We start from the raw sequence: 19,524 nt of genomic DNA on the forward strand, positions 1-19,524 counted from the left end.
CCACCTGTCCCCGGTGCGCACCCACGGTGGATGCGCCTTAAAGCCTAATCGCTGGTGCCCTGGGCTGCCGCCCCGGTGGGACGGACGGCGTCAGATCAACGCCTGGGCCTGGCTCACCACGGCGGCGAAGTTGTCGCCCAGAGCGGCGATTTCCACCCGGTGCAGGTCGCGGGCGCTGAGCACGCCGCTTTCCGGCGTGGGGATGTCACGGGTGGCGCAGGCGGCGTCCACCAGGGTGCAGCGGTAGCCATAGTCCTTGGCCGCGCGGACCGTGGTGCTGACGCTGGAATGGGTCATGAAGCCGCAGACGATGATGTCCAGGCGGCCACAGGCCTGCAGGCGGTCGTGCAGCTCGGTGCCGGCGAAGGCGTTGGGCATGCGCTTTTCCACCACCACTTCACCGGGCAGCGGGGCCAGTTCGGGGAGGAACTGGCCGCGCGGTCCCTGCGGATCGAGCAGGCCGCCGTGCACGCCGAGGTGGCGTACATGCACGATGGGCTGGCCCAGGTTGCGCGCGGCGTCCAGCAACATGCGGATCTGCGCCACCGCCGCGTCCAGCTCGGGCAGGGCGAGCACGCCGCTGCGGTACTCCTCCTGGGCGTCGATGATCAGCAGCGTACTCTGGCGGATGGAAGCGGGCGGATAGCCGCGTCCGCTGATCTTCAGCATGCTGAGCGGTTGGGACATGACGAACTCCTGATGATGCGTGTGCCACCATTGTGGTCTGTTCCGCCGGCGCTGTGAATCTATGCGAACACCGCGCAAAGTGGTAATGACGACGGCGCCGGGCATCGCCTCTGCGTTGTGTTCCGCCTTCGGCTAGAATGCCGGCCTTTTTGCGAGCTGCGAGGACTGCGTCGTGACCGAATCCCGTTTGCTGACCCTGCGTGACCACATCCGCTGGGCTGTCAGTCGTTTCCACGCCGAAGGCCTGTTCTTCGGCCATGGCACCGATAACGCCTGGGACGATGCGCGCCAATTGGTGCTCGGCGCCCTCAACCTGCCCTGGGAAATCGCTGACGCCTACCTCGATTGCCGCCTCGAGGACGATGAGCGCGAGCAACTGCGCGAACTCCTGCGCCAGCGCATCGAGGAACGCGTGCCTACCGCCTACCTGCTCGGCGAGGCCTGGTTCTGCGGCATGCCCTTCGTGGTCGACCGGCGCGTGCTGATTCCGCGTTCGCCCATCGCCGAACTGATCGAGCGCCAGTTCGAGCCCTGGCTGGCCATCGAACCGACGCGCATCCTTGACCTGTGCACCGGCTCCGGCTGCATCGGCATCGCCTGTGCCCACGCCTTCCCGCGGGCGGAAGTGGTGCTCGGCGATCTCTCCTTCGATGCCCTGGAAGTCGCCAACATCAACATCGAGCGCCACGAGTTGGGCGAGCGCGTCTACACCGTGCAGGGCGATGGCTTCGCCGGCCTGCCGGGACAGCGTTTCGACCTGATCGTCTCCAATCCGCCCTATGTCGATGCCGAGGACTTCGCCGAGATGCCGGCGGAGTACCAGCATGAGCCGGAACTGGGCCTGGCCTGTGGCGACGACGGTCTGGACCTGGTACGGCGCATGCTGGCCGAGGCCGCCGATCATCTGAGCGAGAAGGGCAGCCTGATCGTCGAGGTCGGCAACAGCCAGGTGCATGTCGAGGCGCTGTACCCGGAAGTCGATTTCACCTGGCTGGAGTTCGCGCACGGCGGGCACGGGGTGTTCCTGCTTTCCGCGGCGCAGTGCCGGGAGCACCAGGCGTTGTTCCGCGCCCGGGTGAAATGAGCGGGGCGCCGCCGGCGGCTCAGTGAGTCGCCATCCAGATCAGCAAGCCTGCCTGGAACACGGCGAACACCGTCAGGCAGGCGATGATGAAGCGCAGGCTGTTGTCGTCGCGGCGGAAGGATTCGAGGCGTTGTTCCAGGCGGCGAATCTGGTTTTCCTGCTCGGCTAGGTTCTGCTCGGCCTGTTCCAGCATGGCGGCGGCATCCAGCAGCGGCACTAGCTGCACCTTCTCTTTGTGCCAGTCGTCGTACAGCTCGCTGACGCGTCCGGCCGAGTAGCGCGCCTTGAGCAGGCGCGAGTCTTCGTAATCGACATCGAAACCCTGGGCGCGCAAGACGTGGTCGCGGCGCAGGCGGATGTCTTCGTTGGCGGCTTCCTTGGCGCCCAGCACGCCGCCTTCGACCTTGTAATGCGCCCATTGCTTGCGTGCCCAGGCGATGCCCTGGGCGAGCAGGAAGCGGCCCAGGCCACGGTTCAGCGGCTCGATGGAAAAGCCGCTGTCGGCGCCGAAACGGACTTCCTTGTTGCGGTGGTCGGCCCAGACTTCCAGCAGGTTCTGCTCCTTGCGCAGCGCCTGCCCGGGGAGCTGGATGCTCAGGCGCAGCAGGCTCTGTTCAGGGGCGTGGCGCTCGACCCGGCCCAACTGGACGAAGCGCAATGGCCGCGCGCCGCTGCTGCGGTCGGTGGGCAGCGGCGCCAGGCGCAGCAGGCGGTAGCTTTCCGGCGCCAGGTCGGCCCAGGGATGCGTGTGGCTCGTGGCTTCGGCTTCAGCGGGCGCTGCGCTGGCGTCGCTGTGGAGGTTGGCGTCGGTCATCGGCTGTCCTTCGACCTGGCGCTGGCGGCCAGGCATGGCATTCCGTTTGTAGGACTGGATGTCAGTAACATCCTTCATACATTACAGGGCGATTATCGACGCGGTGGTGGAATTCTTGAGTGATTCGCTACGACTCAGGCCGGCTGGTTGCCGGACGGTGATGCGTTTCTCTGGATGAAGGCGACAATCCGTTGCACCAACTCGCTGGCCAGCGGCAGGTTCGGATTGTTGTAGGACGCCAGTTGCTGCGCGGCGTTGGCCGGGACGATGCGCAGGATGTGGTTCATCCCGGCGATCAGATGCAGCTCGGCATCCGGCTTGGCGCGTTTCAGCGCTTCGGCATCGGCAACGCTGACCTGGATGTCGCTGGTGCCCTGGAGGATCAGCGCCGGTTGGCGGACCTTGGCGAAGGCTTCCGCCGGGTGGTGGCGGAACAGCGAGATCAGGTAGGGCTGCACGCTGGGCCGGAACAGCACCTGCAGGGCGCTCGGCACCTGTGGCTGCGCATGCCCGGCGCGCAGGCTCAGCATGATCCGCTCGGCCTGGCGCAGCAGCGGCGCGGGCAGCCGCGCCTGCAGTTGCTCGTGCAGCACGGCGTCGATCGGCCGGGCGCTGCCGGAGATCACCACCAGGGCCGCGGCGCGGCTCCTGGGCGCGGCGAGGCTGGCGATCAGGGCGCCTTCGCTGTGACCGATGAGAATCTGCCGGCCGAAGCGCGGGTCGCTGGCCAAGGCGTCGCTCCAGGCCACTACGTCGGCGGCATAGCCCTCGACGCTGAGCTGCTCTTCATGGGGCGCCGCCGGCTGGCTGCGGGCGATTCCGCGCTTGTCGTAGCGCACGCTGGCGATGCCCTCGGCGGCCAGGGCTTCGGCCAGGCGCCGCAGATAGCCGTTGTTGCCGCCTTCGGGGTTGTTGCCGTCGCGGTCGGTGGGACCGGACCCGGCGATCAGCAGCGCCACTGGCGGCGGGGTCGGCGTCTGCGGCAGCAGCAGGGTGCCACGCAGCACGCCGCTGCCGGTGTCGAGGTCGTAGGGACGTTGCAGGATCGAGGTCGGGACGGCCTGCGCCAGGCTGGCGAACAGGCAGAGGAGGAGAGCGGTGAGGCGCAGCATGGGGGACTTCATGGACGGCATGATAGCGCTTTGACGGTGATCGCCGGCGAAGGTTCGCAGGGCGAAGCGTCGCAGGTATACTGCTCGGCCTTCCCGATCACCCTGTTTTCCGCGGAGCCTCGCATGTCCGGCAACACTTACGGCAAGCTGTTCACCGTCACTACCGCCGGCGAAAGCCATGGTCCGGCGCTGGTCGCCATCGTCGACGGTTGCCCGCCCGGGCTGGAGCTTTCCCAGGACGACCTGCAGCGCGACCTCGACCGGCGCAAGCCCGGCACCAGCCGGCACACCACCCAGCGCCAGGAAGCCGACGAGGTGGAAATCCTCTCCGGCGTCTTCGAGGGCAAGACCACCGGCACGCCCATCGGCCTGCTGATCCGCAACACCGACCAGAAGTCCAAGGACTACTCGGCGATCAAGGACCTGTTCCGCCCCGCCCACGCCGACTACAGCTACCACCACAAGTATGGTGTGCGCGATTACCGTGGCGGCGGCCGCTCCTCGGCGCGCGAGACCGCCATGCGCGTCGCCGCTGGCGCCATCGCCAAGAAATACCTGGCCACCCTGGGCATTCAGGTGCGCGGCTACATGAGTCAGCTCGGCCCGATCGAGATTCCCTTCAAGAGCTGGGACAGCGTCGAGCAGAACGCCTTCTTCAGCCCCGATCCGGACAAGGTGGCGGAGCTGGAGGCCTACATGGACCAACTGCGCCGCGACCAGGATTCGGTCGGCGCCAAGATCACCGTGGTCGCCGATGGCGTGCCGCCGGGCCTCGGCGAGCCGATCTTCGACCGCCTGGACGCCGAACTGGCCCATGCGCTGATGAGCATCAACGCGGTCAAGGGCGTGGAAATCGGCGCCGGCTTCGCCAGCATCGCCCAGCGCGGCACCGAGCACCGTGATGAACTGACCCCGCAGGGTTTCCTGTCGAACAACGCCGGCGGCATCCTCGGTGGCATTTCCAGCGGCCAGCCGATCGTCGCCCACCTGGCGCTGAAGCCGACTTCCAGCATCACCACGCCGGGCCGTTCGATCGATGTCCACGGCAACCCGGTGGATGTCGTCACCAAGGGCCGCCACGACCCCTGCGTGGGCATCCGCGCCACCCCCATCGCCGAGGCGATGATGGCCCTGGTGCTGATGGACCACCTGCTGCGCCAGCGCGCACAGAACGCCGACGTGCGCGTTGATACCCCGGTGCTGCCGCAGCTTTGATCCCCCAGGCTGGCCTGGGCGGGTACCAGCCCAGGCCATGCACGGCGGCGGGCGCGCCCAGCCCACCCGCCGCTGGCGCCGCAGGTGGGTGACGCGGCGCAGTGGCGCCGGCAGCATGCACGGGCTTCTCCGCATCGCTAACCCACCCTACGTCAGTGTCGATTCCAGCCCATGTCTGTAGCGGTTCCCTACTGGCGCCTGTCCAGCTTCTACTTCTTCTATTTCTGCCTGCTCGGCGGGACAGCGCCTTTCCTCGCCCTGTATTTCCATCACCTGGGCTTTTCCAGCGCGCGCATCGGCGAGCTGGTGGCGATTCCCATGCTGATGCGCTGCGTGGCGCCGAACCTCTGGGGCTGGCTCGGCGACCGCAGCGGCAAACGCCTGCAGATCGTGCGCTTCGGCGCGCTGTGCACGGCGCTGAGCTTCGCCGGCATCTTCCTCGGTCACAGCTACGCCTGGCTGGCCCTCGTGATGGCCGGGCATGCCTTCTTCTGGCACGCGGTGCTGCCGCAATTCGAGGTCATCACCCTGGCTCACCTCGGCGAGCGCACGGCCAGCTACAGCCGCATCCGCCTGTGGGGCTCGATCGGCTTCATCTGCACCGTGGTCGGCCTCGGTCGGTTGTTCGACTGGGCCAGCCTGGACAGTTATCCCTGGGCGTTGCTGGCGATCATGCTGGGCATCATCGGCGCCAGTTGGTGGGTGCCCAACGCCCAGCCGGCCTGGCATCACGCGGAGGCGCCGGCCGGCGGTTTTCTCGCCCAGTTGCGTCGCCCCGGCGTCATCGCCTTCTATGTCTGCGTGTGCTTGATGCAGTTGTCCCACGGGCCTTACTACACCTTCATCACCCTGCACCTGGAGACGCTCGGCTACAGCCGAGGGCTGATCGGCCAGCTATGGGCGCTGGGGGTGGTCGCCGAGGTCCTGCTGTTCCTGGTCATGCCGCGCCTGCTCGGGCGCTTCAGCCTGCGCCAGGTGCTGGCGGCGAGTTTCCTGCTGGCGGCGCTGCGCTGGCTGCTGCTCGGCAACCTCGCCGGGCACCTCGGCGTGCTGCTGTTCGCCCAGTTGCTGCACGCCGCCACCTTCGGCAGCTTCCACGCGGCGGCCATTCATTTCGTCCAGCGCAGCTTCCAGGCGCGCCAGCAGGGCCAGGGGCAGGCGCTCTACGCTGCCCTGGCCGGCAGCGGCGGTGCGCTGGGCGCGCTGTACTCCGGCTATAGCTGGTCGAGCCTGGGCCCGGCCTGGACGTTCGCCATCGCCAGCCTGGCGGCGCTTGGCGCAGCCGTTATCATCCTTACCCGTCTGAAAGAGGAGCGGGCATGAGCGACATACGTGAACACCTGACCCGGCAGATCATCGAGGCCGGGCGTTTCCTGTACGGCCGCGGCTGGTCCCCGGCCACCAGCAGCAACTACTCGGCGCGCCTGGCCGCCGACCGTGCCTTGCTCACCGTTTCCGGCAAGCACAAGGGGCAACTCGGGGTCGACGATGTGTTGGCGACCGATCTGGCCGGCAACAGCCTGGAGCCCGGCAAGAAACCCTCCGCCGAGACCCTGCTGCACACCCAGCTTTATGCCTGGCGCGCGGAGATCGGCGCGGTGCTGCACACCCACTCGGTGAACGCCACCGTGCTCTCGCGGCTGACCCCCGGCGACCGCCTGGAGCTGCAGGACTACGAGCTGCAGAAGGCTTTCGCCGGTGTCTCCACCCACGAGGGCCGGGTCACGGTGCCGATCTTCGACAACGACCAGGACATCGCCCGCCTGGCGAGCCAGGTCCAACCCTGGCTGGACGCCCATCCGGACTGCCCTGGCTACCTGATCCGCGGGCACGGCCTGTACACTTGGGGGCCGCGCATGGACGATGCCTTGCGCCAAGTGGAAGCCTTCGAATTCATCTTCGAATGCGAACTGAAAGAAATGAGCCTTCGCGGCGGCACGCGCTGAGCGAATCCGGCAGCAATCCACAGGAACCGACCATGAGCAGCCTGACCGTCTACCACGAATCCGCCCCTGAGCAGCCGCTGAAGCTGCTCACCCACGCCGAAGACATCAGCGCCACCCTCGGCGCGCTCGGTGTGCGCTTCGAGCGCTGGCAAGCCAATGCGCCCATCGCTCCCGGCGCCAGCCAGGACGAGGTGATCGCCGCCTACGCCGAGCAGATCCAGCGCCTGAAGGACGAGCAGGGCTATGTCACCGTCGATGTGGTCAGCCTGACCGCCGAGCATCCGCAAAAGGACGAACTGCGCGCCAAGTTCCTCGACGAGCACCGCCATGGCGAGGACGAAGTGCGCTTCTTCGTCGCCGGCCGCGGGCTGTTCACCCTGCACATCGAAGACCATGTCTACGCCGTGCTCTGCGAGAAGAACGACCTGATTTCGGTGCCGGCCGGCACCCGCCACTGGTTCGACATGGGCGAGCGCCCGCACTTCATCGCCATCCGCCTGTTCAACAACCCCGAGGGGTGGGTCGCCAGCTTCACCGGCGACGACATCGCCAAGCAGTTCCCCCTGCTGGAAGACTGAACGCAGCGGCGTTCCTACGTTCGAGTCCTTGGAGTTTGCATGCCAATCAACGCCATCCTCACCGACATCGAAGGCACCACCAGCGCGGTCAGCTTCGTCTTCGATGTGCTCTTCCCCTATGCCGCCGCGCACTTGCCGGATTTCGTCCGTGAGCACGCCGGTGAGGCGGCGGTGGCCGGGCAACTGGACGCGGTACGCAGCGAGAGCGGCGAGGCGCAGGCCGATGTCGAGCGCTGCATCGCCATCCTCCTGCAGTGGCTCGCCGAGGACCGCAAGGCCACGCCGCTGAAGGCGCTGCAGGGCATGGTCTGGGAGCAGGGCTATCGCGCCGGGCAGCTCAAGGGCCATGTCTACCCGGATGCGGTGGACGCCTTGCGCCGCTGGAAGGCCGAGGGCTTCGACCTCTACGTCTATTCCTCCGGCTCGATCCAGGCGCAGAAGCTGATCTTCGGCTGCTCCGAGGCCGGAGACCTGACGCCATTGTTTTCCGGTTACTTCGACACCACCAGCGGTGCCAAGCGCGAGGCGGCGTCCTATGCGCGTATCGCCGAGGCCATCGGCCTGCCGGCGCAACGAATCCTGTTCCTCTCCGACGTGGTCCAGGAACTGGACGCTGCCCGTGAGGCGGGCCTGCAGACCATCGGCCTGGCCCGCGAAGGCGGGGTGCTGGAGGGCCATGAGACGGTCGCCAGCTTCGCCCTGATCGACCCGCCGCGTGCCTGAAGCGCGCTTCTAGCGTGGCGCCAGGTCCAGCTCGCCGCTCTCGCCGAGCAGGGCGCCTTCCAGACGCAGCAGCAGCTCCTTGCGCGCCAGCCCGCCGGCATAGCCGGTGAGGCTGCCGTCGCGGCCGATCACCCGGTGGCAGGGGATGATCACCGCGATGGGATTGGCGCCATTGGCCGCGCCCACTGCGCGCATGGCCTTGGGCCGGCCGATGCGCTGGGCCAGTTCGGCATAGCAGGTGGTGCGACCGTAGGGAATCTCCAGCAGGGCCGCCCAGACCTCGCGCTGGAACGCGGTGCCCTGCGGCGCCAGGCGCAGGTCGAAGCGTTGCCGGCGGCCGGCGAAATACGCATCCAACTGGCGCACGGCCTCGTCGAGCTGGCCGGCGGCCTGGTGCCAGCCGGGCGCCAGTTGCCCAGGATCGGCGGGGTCCATGTGCAACAGGTGCAGGCCCTGCTCGTCGCCGGCCAGCAGCAGGCGTCCGAGCGGACTGTCGTGGTAGCGGTAGTACATGTTCATCCTCCGAGGCGGTTGCCGAGCGAATAGGCTTGCCAGAGATAGACCGCGGCATAGGCGCGCCAGGGGCTCCAGGCCTGGGCGCGGCGCTGCAGTTCGCGGGCGCTGATGCCGGCCGCGCCCCACACCGGCGACTTGAGCAGGCCGAGGTCGGCGCTGGGGAAGGCATCGGCCTCACCGAAGGCGCGCAGGGCCACGTATTCCGCGGTCCAGGGGCCGATGCCGGGCAATGCGCAGAGCCGCGCGACCAGTGCCTGTGCGCCATCTTCCACGTGCAGCGCCAATTCACCTGCGGCCACCGCCGCGGCGAAGCGTTGCAGGGTGGCGACGCGCTTGCCGGGCATGCCGATGCCTTCCAGGTCGGCCTCGGCCAGGGCGCGCGGACTGGGGAAGAGCCGTTGCGGACCGTCCGCCACGGCATTGCCAAGGGGCTCGCCGAAACGCTCCACCAGGCGCCGGGTGATGGTCACCGCGGCCTTGACCGTGACCTGCTGGCCGACGATGGCGCGGACCGCCTGCTCGAACGGATCGAAGGCGGTGGGCAGGCGCAGGCCGGGCCAGGCATCCAGCAAGGGGCGCAAGAGCGGATCGGCGCCCAGGTGCGCGGCGATGGCCCCTGGCTCGGCGTCGAGGTCGAACATCCGCCGCACCCGCTGTACCAGCGCTGGCGCGTGCGGCGCGGCGTCCGTCGCGAGGTGCAGCTCCAGGCGCAAGGCCGGCCGGTCGGTCTGCGGGCGAACGTCGATCCAGCCGGAGGCTTCGCCGAGGCGCACGCTGCGCCGGTAGACCTGCTCGCCCAGGCATTCGACGCCGGGCAGGCAGCGCAGGGCGAAGTGCCCGTGGAACTGCCGCCAGTCCCACGGGGGCTGGTAGGGGAGGAGCAGGCGGGTGGGGGAGGTGATCGCGCTCATGGGGCGGACGATACGCCCTTGCCGCCGGGCTGTCGTCCCGCTGCTGACTTTCAAAATGCCGCGTTCGACCTGCCATCCCCCGCGCAGTAGAATGCGCGCCTTTCATGGCCGGCCAGCGGCCCGCTTCTACCACCGTTTTCTTCGGGAGCCCGCCCCATGCGCGAATATCTGGAAACTCTCTACGACGGCTACGGCCAGCGTTTCAGCGTCGACAAGCTGCTGCACGAGGTGCGTACCGAACACCAGCACCTGGTGATCTTCGAGAACGCCCGCATGGGCCGGGTCATGGCCCTGGACGGCGTGATCCAGACCACCGAGGCCGACGAGTTCATCTATCACGAGATGCTCACCCATGTGCCGATCCTCGCCCACGGCGCGGCCAAGCGCGTGCTGATCATCGGCGGCGGCGACGGAGGCATGCTGCGCGAAGTGAGCAAGCATGCCGGCGTCGAGCACATCACCATGGTCGAGATCGACGGCACCGTGGTCGAGATGTGCAAGGAGTTCCTGCCCCGGCACTCGAACGGCGCCTTCGCCGACCCGCGCCTGAACCTGGTGATCGACGACGGCATGCGCTTCGTCGCCACCACCGAGGCCCGGTTCGACGTGATCATCTCCGACTCCACCGACCCCATCGGCCCGGGCGAGGTGCTGTTCTCGGAGAACTTCTACCAGGCCTGCCACCGTTGCCTGAACCCGGGTGGCGTGCTGGTGACGCAGAACGGCACGCCCTTCATGCAATTGGAAACGGTGCGCAACACCGCCGGGCGGATGAACGGCCTGTTCGCCGACTGGCACTTCTACCAGGCGGCGGTGCCGACCTACATCGGCGGCGCCATGACCTTCGCCTGGGGCGCCAGCGATCCGGCGCTGCGCCAGGTATCCCTGCAGACGCTGCGCCAGCGTTTCGTCGCCAGCGGCATCGCCACCCGCTACTACAACCCGGAAATCCACCAGGGCGCCTTCGCCCTGCCGCAGTACGTGCTGCAGGCCATCGGCAAACCGGCCAACGACTGATCGCGGAGCGCCCCACGGCCCAGCGGTCGGGGGTGATGACATTTTTATTTCCAGCTCGGGCATAATTCCGCGCTTCAACCGTGCCGCAGCATTCGGAAACGATTGCCAGCGGTAGACCGAGGGTGTGCTTATCTCCGGCCGGTTAGAATGCGCCGCCGCAAGCTGCGCCCGTCGCGTCAGCCTGGTCACCGCCGGCACGTGCCGCGGTCTTCGCCTCCCCAGCCACTGCGCGGGGAGGCCTGCTCGAATCTGAATGTTCAAAGACTTGGAACCTGACCATGGGCCAATCGGAAGTTCTCAATTACCGCCAGCGCGCCGCCAATCTGGTGCGGCCGACGGTGTCCAGCCACCTGGCGTTCATCCTGCTCAGCACCCTGGCGCTGATGCTGATGTTCTCCCTGCTGCGCCTGGCGCTGTTCATCTATAACCGCGAGCTGATCGGCGCCACCCCGGCGAGCACCTTCGTCGAAGCCTTCGTCACCGGCCTGCGCTTCGATATCCGCGCGGTGGTCTATGCCATCGCGCCCATGGTGTTCGCCCTGCTCAGCGCGCCATTGATGCGCTGGCGCCTGTTCTGGCGCATCTGGCTGACCGCCTTCGCCAGCCTCACGCTGTTCCTCGGCGTGCTCGAACTGGACTTCTACCGCGAGTTCCACCAGCGCCTGAACAGCCTGGTCTTCCAGTACATGTCGGAAGACCCGAAGACCGTCGTCAGCATGCTCTGGTACGGCTATCCGGTGGTTCGCTATCTGCTGGCCTGGGCCTTCGCCACCTGGCTGCTGCTGGTCCTCTTCCGCGGCCTGGACCGCGCCACCCGGCCGAGCGCCATCGGCCCGAACATCGCACCCTGGTACCTGCGCGTGCCGGTCATGCTGCTGGTCGTCGCGCTCTGCGTGCTGGCCTCCCGCGGCACCCTGCGCCAGGGCCCGCCGCTGCGCTGGGGCGATGCCTTCACCACTGACTCGATGTTCGCCAACCAGTTGGGCCTGAACGGCTCGCTGACGCTGCTCAAGGCCTTCGAGAGCCGCATGGGCGAAGACCGCGACAATATCTGGAAGTCCACCCTGCCGGACGCGCAGGCGCGCGAAACCGTGCGCAGCATGCTGCTGCTGCCCGACGAGAAACTGGTCGACAGCGACTCCGCCGCCGTGCGTCGCGACTACACCCCGCCGGCCAGCGGCAACCTGCCGGTGAAGAACGTGGTGGTGATCCTCCTGGAGAGCTTCGCCGGCCACTACGTCGGTGCGCTGGGCGCCTCGGGCAACATCACGCCGTACTTCGACAAGTTGTCCAAGGAAGGCCTGCTGTTCACCCAGTTCTTCTCCAACGGCACCCATACCCACCAGGGCATGTTCGCCACCATGGCCTGCTTCCCGAACCTGCCGGGCTTCGAGTACCTGATGCAGACCCCGGAAGGCGCGCACAAATTCTCCGGCCTGCCGCAGTTGCTCAGCGCCCGCAGCTATGACGATGTGTACGTCTATAACGGTGATTTCGCCTGGGACAACCAGTCGGGCTTCTTCGCCAACCAGGGCATGACCACCTTCATCGGCCGCAATGACTTCGTCAATCCGGTGTTCTCCGACCCGACCTGGGGGGTGTCCGACCAGGACATGTTCGCCCGTGGCAACGAGGAACTGGACAAGCTGGCGGCCACCGGCAAGCCCTTCTATGCGCTGCTGCAAAGTCTGTCCAACCACGTGCCCTATGCGCTGCCCAAGGAGCTGCCGGTGGAGCCCGTGACCGGTCACGGCTCGCTGGACGACCACCTGACGGCGATGCGCTATTCCGACTGGGCGCTGGGGCAGTTCTTCGAGAAGGCGAAGAAGTCGCCGTACTACAAGGACACCCTCTTCGTGGTGGTCGGCGACCACGGCTTCGGCTCGCCGGAGCAGCTCACCGAAATGGACCTGTTCCGCTTCAACGTGCCGCTGCTGATGATCGGTCCGGGCATCCAGGAGAAGTTCGGCGCCACCCGCGACACCGTCGGCACCCAGATCGACATCGTCCCGACCATCATGGGGCGCGTGGGCGGCGAAGTGCGCCAGCAGTGCTGGGGCCGCGATCTGCTGAACCTGCCGGCCGGCGACAAGGGCTTCGGCATGATCAAGCCGTCCGGTAACGAGCAGGTGGTGGCGATGCTGTCCGGCAACCGCATCCTGATCAAACCGAAGGAAGGCGACATCCGCGTCTACGACTACCAGGTGGGCGCCAACCCGCGCGCCGACCGCGTGCAGAATGCGCCGGACGAAGCCGAACTGCGCAAGCGCCTGGAATCGTTCATCCAGGTTGCCACCAAGAGCCTGCTGGACAACACCGGCGGCGTGGTGGACGCGATGCCCGCCAAGCCGAAGAAGTGATCGGCTAGGCTGAGCGAAAGGGGCCTGCGGGCCCCTTTTCATTGCCCCGGACAAGATGCCCGGTCCTGCGTCCTCGGGTCGCAGGGCGACGTGATGGACTGCCGCGCCGCCCAGGCTGTGCGCTGGTTATAATTTAAGACGATATTGGTATAAGCAGTTATAAGAAAAGTCGCTATGCTGCCCGCCGGTTTTTCCCGCCGCGCGTGGCGTTCAGGATGTGATGATGGATTTCGGCATGTTGGGTTTTGTCATTGCAGGCTTGGTCGTCGGCTTCATCGTCGGAATGACCGGCGTTGGCGGCGGCTCGCTGATGACCCCGATTCTCCTGTGGTTCGGCATCAACCCTGCGGCGGCGGTGGGCACCGACCTGCTGTATGCGGCCATCACCAAGTCCGGCGGCGTGCTGGTCCACACCAAGAACCGCAATGTCGACTGGACCATCACCGGCTGGCTGACCCTCGGCAGCGTGCCGGCCGCGGCGCTGACGCTGTGGTTCCTGAAGAACCTGGACTCCGACCCGCAAGCGATCAACGCCGTGATCAAGCACTCGCTGGGGTTCGTGCTGTTGCTCACTGCCCTGGCCATCCTGTTCAAGCAGAAGCTGATGGCGTTCGCCCACAAGCATGCCGGTGACCATTACCACCTCAGTGGCACCAGCCTGAACGTGCTGACCGTTCTCACCGGCGTGATGCTCGGCACCATGGTCGCGCTGACCTCCATCGGTGCCGGCGCACTGGGCACCGTGGCGCTGTTCGTGCTCTATCCGTTCCTCGCCACGCGCCGCCTGGTCGGCACCGAGATCGCCCACGCGGTGCCCCTGACCCTGGTCGCCGGCCTCGGCCACGCCAGCATGGGCAACATGGACTGGCACCTGCTCGGTTACCTGCTGATGGGCTCGCTGCCGGGCATCTATGTCGGCAGCCATCTGTCCGGGCGGATTCCCGACGGCATCCTGCGCCCCTGCCTGGCGCTGATGCTCTTCTCGATCGGCTACAAGCTGGTCTTCTGAGCCTCCGCGCCGGCCTCAGTCGGCGTGCCTGGCGAGCGCTTCGCGACTCTCGCGGAAGCGCTTCGGCGTCACTCCCTTCCAGCGCTTGAAGGCATGGATGAAGTTCGACACTTCGCCATAGCCCAGGCGCTCGGCGATTTCCTCCAGGCGCAGCGCACCGGTCGCCAGTAATTCCTCGGCCAACGCCTGGCGGACTTCGTCGAGCAGGGCCCGGTAGTGGCTGCCTTCCTCGTCCAGGCGCCGGCGCAGGGTGCGCGAGGTCATGTGCAGTTCGCCGGCCACCTGCTCCATGTCCGGCAAGCGGCCGGGCGTGCGTAGCAGACGGTCGCGGATGCGCCCGGCCAGACCGGCGCGGGCTTGGCGGCGGGCCAGCAAGGCCTTGCACTGTTCCTCGCAATGGCCGGCGACCTGCGTGTTGGCGCCGGGCAGCGGCTGTTCGAGCAGGCGCCGGTCGAAAACGATGCGGTTCTCCGCTTGGCCGAACAGAGGCAGCACGCCCAGTTCCGTGCGGTACAGGCTGGTATCGGCGGGCGCCGGCCGGCGGAAGCTGGCATGGCGGATGGGCGGGCGCTGGTTGGTCAGGTCGCGCTGGATGCGCAGCACGCCGCCGAAGTCGCGCTCGACGATGAAGGCTGCGAGGTCCTCGGGCACGGCGGTCTGGTCGAGGATCAGATGGGCTTCGTCGGCGTGCTCCTCCAGGCGCATGCCGTGGAAGGCGTAGGTCAGGCCCAGGTAGCGCAGGCCGATCTGCGCGGCGCTGAGAAAGGTCGGGCTGCTGAGCAGGGCGAAGCCCCAGATGCCGTACGCGTTGAGGTGATAGCGCAGGCCCGCGCGCAGGCCGATGCCGGGTTCCTCGCCGAGGTGCCGGACCAGATTGCGGATCACGCGCAGCTCCTGGCTGGCGTCGATCTCGCGGCCAGGGTCGGCGAGCACGCCGATATCCAGGTCGCTGCCGTGCAGGCAGTCTTCCAGCGTCAGGCCGTGGTCCAGGCCGAACTGGCTGAGCAGTTGCACGCTGATGCCGCTACGGCGGGGAGGCCAGGGGGGCGAGGTGGACATGCTGGCGAGTGCTCTCAGGCTGTCTTGACCGAAAATCACAATTTTCTGTCCGACTATGCCATAACCCGGCACCTGGCGGAGCACTAGCCTATGCTCATCCGCTAGACAGGCGGATCGGCGAGGCGCGTGCGGGTGCTTCGCTTCAGTCATATCGGGAGCACAACAATGCACAATACTTCCCGTGATCCGTCGCCCCTGCGCGTGCTGATCATAGGTGCCGGTTTCGCTGGCATCGGCCTGGCCATCCGCTTGCAGCAGGCGGGCGTTCACGACTACCTGATCCTTGAGAAGGCCGCCGACGTCGGCGGTGTCTGGCGCGAGAACAGCTACCCCGGCGCCGCCTGCGATGTGCCTTCGCACCTGTATTCGTTTTCCTTCGAACCCAAGGCCGATTGGACCCGCAAGTTCGCCCCGCAGGCGGAAATCCTCGATTACCTGCGCCACTGCGCGGACAAGTACGGCCTGCGCCAGCGCATCCGCTTCGCCTGCGAGGCGGTGGACGCGCGCTTCGTCGAGGCCGAGGGCGAGTGGCTGGTGCAATGCGCCGACGGCGAGGTGCTGCGGACGCGCGCCCTGGTCTGCGCCACCGGCCAACTGAGCCGGCCGCTGTACCCGCGGATTCCCGGGCTCGACGGGTTTCGCGGCGCGGCCTTCCACTCGGCGCACTGGGACAGGCGCGTGGACCTGCGCGGCAAGCGGGTGGCGGTGATCGGCACCGGCGCCAGCGCCATCCAGTTCGTCCCGCAGATCGCCCCGCAAGTCGAGCAGCTACTGCTGTTCCAGCGCAGCGCCGCCTATGTGATCGGCAAGCCGGATCGCGCCTACGCGGCCTGGGAGCGCCGCCTGAAAGCGCATTTGCCATGGCTGCAGCGCCTGGATCGCGGGCTCAAGTACCTCCAGCACGAGTCGCGGGTGCTGGCCTTCGCCACCTTCCCGGTGCTGATGACCTTCATGCAGCGCGGTTTCCGCCGGCACCTGCGCCGCAGCATCGGCGACCCGCAACTGCGCCAGCGCCTGACCCCGGACTATCCGCTGGGCTGCAAGCGCATCCTCATCAGTAACGACTATTACCCGGCGCTGGCGCGGGACAACGTGCGGCTGATCGACGAGGGCATCCGCGAGGTGAGCGAAGACGCCATCGTCACCCGCGACGGGCAGCGCCATGCGGTGGACGCGATCATTTTTGGCACCGGCTTCGCCGCCACCGAATTCCTCGCTCCCCTGCGCATCCAGGGCTTGGCCGGGCGCTGGCTGGAGCAGGCCTGGGCGCAAGGCGCGGAGGCCTACAAGGGTATCAGCGTGAGCGGCTTCCCCAATTTGTTCATCCTCTACGGGCCGAACACCAACCTCGGGCACAGCTCCATCGTCTACATGCTGGAGAGCCAGTACCCCTACGTGCTGGCCTGCCTGCAGCGCTTGCGCGAGCACGGCCTGCGCTATCTGGACGTGAAGCCGGAGGTGCAGCGTGCCTATAACCAGAAGCTCCAGCACGCCCTGCAACACACCGTGTGGGAGCGTGGTTGCGACAGTTGGTACAAGACCGCCGAAGGGCGCAATACCAACAACTGGCCGGGCTTCACCTTCGTCTATCGCCAGCAGACCCGCCACCCGGAGTTCGCCGACTATGAATGCGCCCGTTGAAATCCTGCCGCCGACCAGCGCTGGCCAGCGCCTGCTCAGTACCCTGCTGCGGGGAACCTTGCGCCTGCTGTTCCGTGGCCTGATCCGCCCGCCGTTGCCGGTTGCCGCGCAGCGCCTGATCCTGCGCGGACTGACCCTGGCCACCCGGAGCCCGCGCGGCGTCCGACGCAGTCACGAGCCGGTGGCCGGCGTGCCCTGCGAGTGGCAGCGCCCGCCCCGTGCGCAGGGGCGGGTGATTCTCTACCTGCACGGCGGCGCCTATCTGCTGGGGTCGCCGGCGACGCACCGGGCGATCACCGCCAACCTGGCCCGCCTGGCCGCCGCCGAGGTCTGCGCGGTGGATTACCGGCTGGCTCCCGAGTATCGCTATCCGGCGCCGCTGGAAGACGCCCTGGCGGTCTACCAGGCGTTGCTCGCGCGCGGCGTGCCGGCGGCGGACATCGCCGTCGCCGGCGACTCCGCCGGTGGCCACCTGGCCTTGCAACTGGCCCTGGCGCTGAAGGCCCGGGGCCAACCCTTGCCCGGCGCCCTGGTGGTGTTCTCGCCCTGTACCGATTTCACCTGCGCGCACTGGCACCAGCCGCCGGCCGGCGATCCCCTGATCAGCCGTGCCTGGGTGGAAAGCGCCGTGGCGCTGTTCTGTCCGCCGGGGCTGGCGCACGACTCGCCTCAGCTCTCACCGTTGTTCGCCGACCTGAGCGGCCTGCCGCCGCTGTTGATCCAGGTCGGCGAGGACGAGGTGTTGCGCAACGACAGCCTGCGCCTGGCGGCGAAGGCGCGGGAACAGGGCGTGGTCGTCGAGTTGCAGCGCTACCGCGACTGCTGGCATGTGTTCCAGGCCCACGCCGGGGTCTTGCAGGTCGCCGACCGCGCGCTGGCCGAGGTGGCGGGGTTTCTCGCCTGCGTGCAGGGAGGAGGGCGCTGATGGACAGTATCCTGATCAGCGGAGCGGCCTCCGGCATCGGCGCGGCCAGCGCCCGGCTGTTCCATGCGCGGGGCTGGCGGGTCGGCCTGCTGGATATGAACGGCGACGCCCTCGAACGCCTCTCCGAGGGGCTCGGCGGCGCCTGGCGGCGGGTCCTCGATGTCACCGATGGCGCGGCGGTGCGCGCGGCGCTGGCGGATTTCGTCGGTGCCGGCGACGGCCGCCTGCGCCTGCTCTTCAACTGTGCGGGCGTGCTGCGTTTCGGCCGTTTCGAGGAGATCGCCGTGGAGGAGCATGGGCGCTTGCTGGCGATCAACGTCCAGGGCCTGCTGAATTGCTGTCACGCGGCCTTCCCGTACCTGAAGGCCACGCCGGGCGCGCAAGTGCTGAACATGGGCTCGGCCTCGGGGCTGTATGGGGTGCCGGAGATGGCCAGCTACTCCGCCTCCAAGTTCGCCGTGCGCGGGCTGACCGAGGCGCTGGAGCTGGAGTGGCGTCGCCATGGCATCCGCGTCGCCGACCTGATGCCGCCCTTCGTGCGCACGCCGATGGTCACCAGCCAGACGGTCGAGCCGCCGGTGCTGCGCCGGCTCGGCGTGACCCTGACGGCCGAGGACATCGCCGCGGCGGCCTGGCGCCAGGCGCGAAGCGGCAAGGTACACCGCCCGATCGGCGCGTTGTTTCGCGCCATGTACTGGTCCGGGCAATTGTCGCCGCCGGCGCTGAACCGTTGGGTGATGGCCTGGCTCAGTCGCGACTGAGCGCCGTGCCGATGATCGCCCTGCGGGCGTGGGCGCGGCGGCCGGGCTGCCCAGCCGCCGCGCGCTGCCGGTCCGGCCGGCCGCTTCAGAACAGGTTGGCGATGCGCTTGAAGGGGTAGTCCGGCTCGACATAGCCCGCGGGTTTCTGCCGCTTGGGCAGTGTCACGTCGGGACGTTGCACCGGCTCGTAGGGGATCTGCGCCAGGACATGGCTGATGATGTTCAGCCGCGCGCGTTTCTTCACGTCGGCATCGACCACGAACCAGGGCGCCCAGGCGGTATCCGACGCCTGGATCATCTCGTCGCGGGCGCGGGAGTAGTCGTACCAGTGGCGGTAGGACTTGAGGTCCATCGGCGAGAGCTTCCATATCTTGCGCCCGTCGGTGATGCGCGCCTTCAGGCGCCGCTCCTGCTCTTCCATGCTGACGTCCAGCCAGTACTTGAGGACCAGGATGCCGGCATCGACCAGGGACTTTTCCAGGAATGGCACCGCTTCGAGGAATTCTTTGCTCTGTTGCTCGGTGCAGAAGCCCATCACCCGCTCGACGCCGGCGCGGTTGTACCAGCTGCGGTCGAATATGGTCACCTCGCCAGCGGCCGGCAGGTGGGGGATGTAGCGTTGCAGGTAGAGTTGGGTCCTTTCTCGTTCCGTGGGCGCGGGCAGGGTGACGATCCGGAACACGCGCGGGTCGACGCGTTCGGTCAGCGCCTTGATGGCGCCGCCTTTGCCGGCGCCATCGCGGCCCTCGAAGAGAATGCAGACCTTGGTGCCGCTGTGCACCACCCATTCCTGCAGGGCCACCAGCTCGACCTGCAGGCGTTCCAGTTCGCGGCGATAGCGCTTGCCGCCAAGCGGTCGCGGCTCGTCCGATGCGGCCGAGGCGCGGGGCTGTTTGTCTTTGCTCATGAGGCTTCCCTTGTTTGCCAGTTGCTGCGGGCTCCGGCCGCTGCAGCGGCCGGGCGTCTGGGCCAAGGGTCGGACGTTGCGCAGGTGCCCGGGCGTGACGGAGATCATGGGAGCGGTGGTGGCGGAATTTCCCCTGGCCGTCGAGGCGTCATCCTACGAAAACACCTCAGTCGCTGACGGCGTTTGCCCGCGCGCGGGGCACTGCCGCCTGTCGCCGTCGAAACCGCGCATCGTCTCTAGGAGCGGCATTCCAGCGCCA

At 67.7% G+C, this 19,524-nt stretch carries 19 protein-coding genes; 12 read left to right on the plus strand and 7 right to left on the minus strand.

The window, feature by feature from the left end:
* Window positions 1-90 precede the first annotated feature (90 nt).
* On the minus strand, window positions 91-687 hold the full coding sequence (locus tag BLQ74_RS08080; RefSeq protein WP_090262047.1) for a cysteine hydrolase family protein: 597 nt from the start codon (window positions 685-687) through the stop codon (window positions 91-93).
* Between the two features lie 172 nt (window positions 688-859).
* Here BLQ74_RS08080 and prmB point away from each other — a divergent pair, with 172 nt between their 5' ends.
* Window positions 860-1,771, plus strand: coding sequence for a 50S ribosomal protein L3 N(5)-glutamine methyltransferase (gene prmB, locus BLQ74_RS08085; protein WP_090262048.1), 912 nt, complete (start codon window positions 860-862; stop codon window positions 1,769-1,771).
* Between the two features lie 19 nt (window positions 1,772-1,790).
* Here the strand turns inward: prmB and BLQ74_RS08090 are convergent, their stop codons facing one another.
* Window positions 1,791-2,585, minus strand: coding sequence for a hypothetical protein (locus BLQ74_RS08090; protein ID WP_090262421.1), 795 nt, complete (start codon window positions 2,583-2,585; stop codon window positions 1,791-1,793).
* Window positions 2,586-2,719: 134 nt separating this feature from the next.
* Window positions 2,720-3,697 (minus strand): alpha/beta hydrolase, encoded by a 978-nt coding sequence (locus BLQ74_RS08095; RefSeq protein ID WP_090262049.1) that lies wholly within the window; start codon window positions 3,695-3,697, stop codon window positions 2,720-2,722.
* 123 nt (window positions 3,698-3,820) lie between these two features.
* Here BLQ74_RS08095 and aroC point away from each other — a divergent pair, with 123 nt between their 5' ends.
* From aroC to mtnC, 5 genes are all read left to right on the plus strand, one after another.
* Window positions 3,821-4,912 carry a chorismate synthase gene (gene aroC, locus BLQ74_RS08100; RefSeq protein ID WP_090262422.1) on the plus strand — a complete coding sequence of 364 codons (1,092 nt, stop codon included), beginning with the start codon at window positions 3,821-3,823 and terminating at the stop codon, window positions 4,910-4,912.
* A 171-nt stretch (window positions 4,913-5,083) separates the two neighbouring features.
* Entirely contained in the window at window positions 5,084-6,235 is a 1,152-nt protein-coding gene (locus BLQ74_RS08105) for an MFS transporter (protein ID WP_090262050.1), read from the plus strand.
* Window positions 6,232-6,858: a methylthioribulose 1-phosphate dehydratase gene (locus BLQ74_RS08110; protein ID WP_090262051.1), complete on the plus strand. Its 627-nt coding sequence runs from the start codon at window positions 6,232-6,234 to the stop codon at window positions 6,856-6,858. Before BLQ74_RS08105 ends, BLQ74_RS08110 begins: the two co-directional genes overlap by 4 nt.
* A 32-nt stretch (window positions 6,859-6,890) precedes the next feature.
* Window positions 6,891-7,436: a 1,2-dihydroxy-3-keto-5-methylthiopentene dioxygenase gene (locus BLQ74_RS08115; RefSeq protein WP_090262052.1), complete on the plus strand. Its 546-nt coding sequence runs from the start codon at window positions 6,891-6,893 to the stop codon at window positions 7,434-7,436.
* 39 nt (window positions 7,437-7,475) lie between these two features.
* Window positions 7,476-8,159, plus strand: a complete 684-nt coding sequence (gene mtnC / locus BLQ74_RS08120; RefSeq protein WP_090262053.1) for an acireductone synthase — start codon at window positions 7,476-7,478, stop codon at window positions 8,157-8,159.
* 9 nt (window positions 8,160-8,168) lie between these two features.
* Here mtnC and BLQ74_RS08125 read toward each other — a convergent pair whose 3' ends face one another.
* Together BLQ74_RS08125 and BLQ74_RS08130 are read right to left on the minus strand one after the other, a co-directional pair.
* Window positions 8,169-8,672, minus strand: a complete 504-nt coding sequence (locus BLQ74_RS08125) for a methylated-DNA--[protein]-cysteine S-methyltransferase (RefSeq protein ID WP_090262054.1) — start codon at window positions 8,670-8,672, stop codon at window positions 8,169-8,171.
* Between the two features lie 2 nt (window positions 8,673-8,674).
* On the minus strand, window positions 8,675-9,586 hold the full coding sequence (locus BLQ74_RS08130; RefSeq protein WP_090262055.1) for a DNA-3-methyladenine glycosylase family protein: 912 nt from the start codon (window positions 9,584-9,586) through the stop codon (window positions 8,675-8,677).
* Between the two features lie 156 nt (window positions 9,587-9,742).
* On the opposite strand from BLQ74_RS08130, the gene speE reads away from it, so the two are divergent.
* From speE to BLQ74_RS08145, 3 genes are all read left to right on the plus strand, one after another.
* The gene (speE, locus tag BLQ74_RS08135; protein ID WP_090262056.1) at window positions 9,743-10,603 is read left to right on the plus strand and encodes a polyamine aminopropyltransferase; all 861 of its coding nucleotides are present in this window, start codon (window positions 9,743-9,745) and stop codon (window positions 10,601-10,603) included.
* 278 nt (window positions 10,604-10,881) lie between these two features.
* Window positions 10,882-12,963 carry an LTA synthase family protein gene (locus tag BLQ74_RS08140; RefSeq protein ID WP_090262057.1) on the plus strand — a complete coding sequence of 694 codons (2,082 nt, stop codon included), beginning with the start codon at window positions 10,882-10,884 and terminating at the stop codon, window positions 12,961-12,963.
* A gap of 223 nt (window positions 12,964-13,186) precedes the next feature.
* On the plus strand, window positions 13,187-13,972 hold the full coding sequence (locus tag BLQ74_RS08145) for a sulfite exporter TauE/SafE family protein (protein WP_090262058.1): 786 nt from the start codon (window positions 13,187-13,189) through the stop codon (window positions 13,970-13,972).
* A gap of 15 nt (window positions 13,973-13,987) precedes the next feature.
* Here BLQ74_RS08145 and BLQ74_RS08150 read toward each other — a convergent pair whose 3' ends face one another.
* Window positions 13,988-15,031: an AraC family transcriptional regulator gene (locus BLQ74_RS08150; RefSeq protein ID WP_090262059.1), complete on the minus strand. Its 1,044-nt coding sequence runs from the start codon at window positions 15,029-15,031 to the stop codon at window positions 13,988-13,990.
* Window positions 15,032-15,196: 165 nt separating this feature from the next.
* Here BLQ74_RS08150 and BLQ74_RS08155 point away from each other — a divergent pair, with 165 nt between their 5' ends.
* From BLQ74_RS08155 to BLQ74_RS08165, 3 genes are read left to right on the plus strand one after another with little or no spacing between them, the layout of a single operon-like run.
* Window positions 15,197-16,672 carry a flavin-containing monooxygenase gene (locus BLQ74_RS08155; protein WP_090262060.1) on the plus strand — a complete coding sequence of 492 codons (1,476 nt, stop codon included), beginning with the start codon at window positions 15,197-15,199 and terminating at the stop codon, window positions 16,670-16,672.
* A complete protein-coding gene (locus BLQ74_RS08160; protein ID WP_090262061.1) occupies window positions 16,656-17,597 on the plus strand; it encodes an alpha/beta hydrolase in 942 nt (313 codons plus the stop codon). Before BLQ74_RS08155 ends, BLQ74_RS08160 begins: the two co-directional genes overlap by 17 nt.
* Complete coding sequence (locus tag BLQ74_RS08165) at window positions 17,597-18,358, plus strand: SDR family oxidoreductase (RefSeq protein WP_090262062.1); 762 nt, start codon at window positions 17,597-17,599, stop codon at window positions 18,356-18,358. Before BLQ74_RS08160 ends, BLQ74_RS08165 begins: the two co-directional genes overlap by 1 nt.
* Before the next feature lie 85 nt (window positions 18,359-18,443).
* On the opposite strand, the gene ppk2 is transcribed toward BLQ74_RS08165, so the two are convergent.
* Entirely contained in the window at window positions 18,444-19,265 is an 822-nt protein-coding gene (gene ppk2, locus BLQ74_RS08170) for a polyphosphate kinase 2 (RefSeq protein ID WP_090262063.1), read from the minus strand.
* Window positions 19,266-19,524: the final 259 nt, after the last annotated feature.

This window comes from Pseudomonas panipatensis, from assembly GCF_900099785.1.
Classification (GTDB): Bacteria; Pseudomonadota; Gammaproteobacteria; order Pseudomonadales; family Pseudomonadaceae; genus Pseudomonas; species Pseudomonas panipatensis.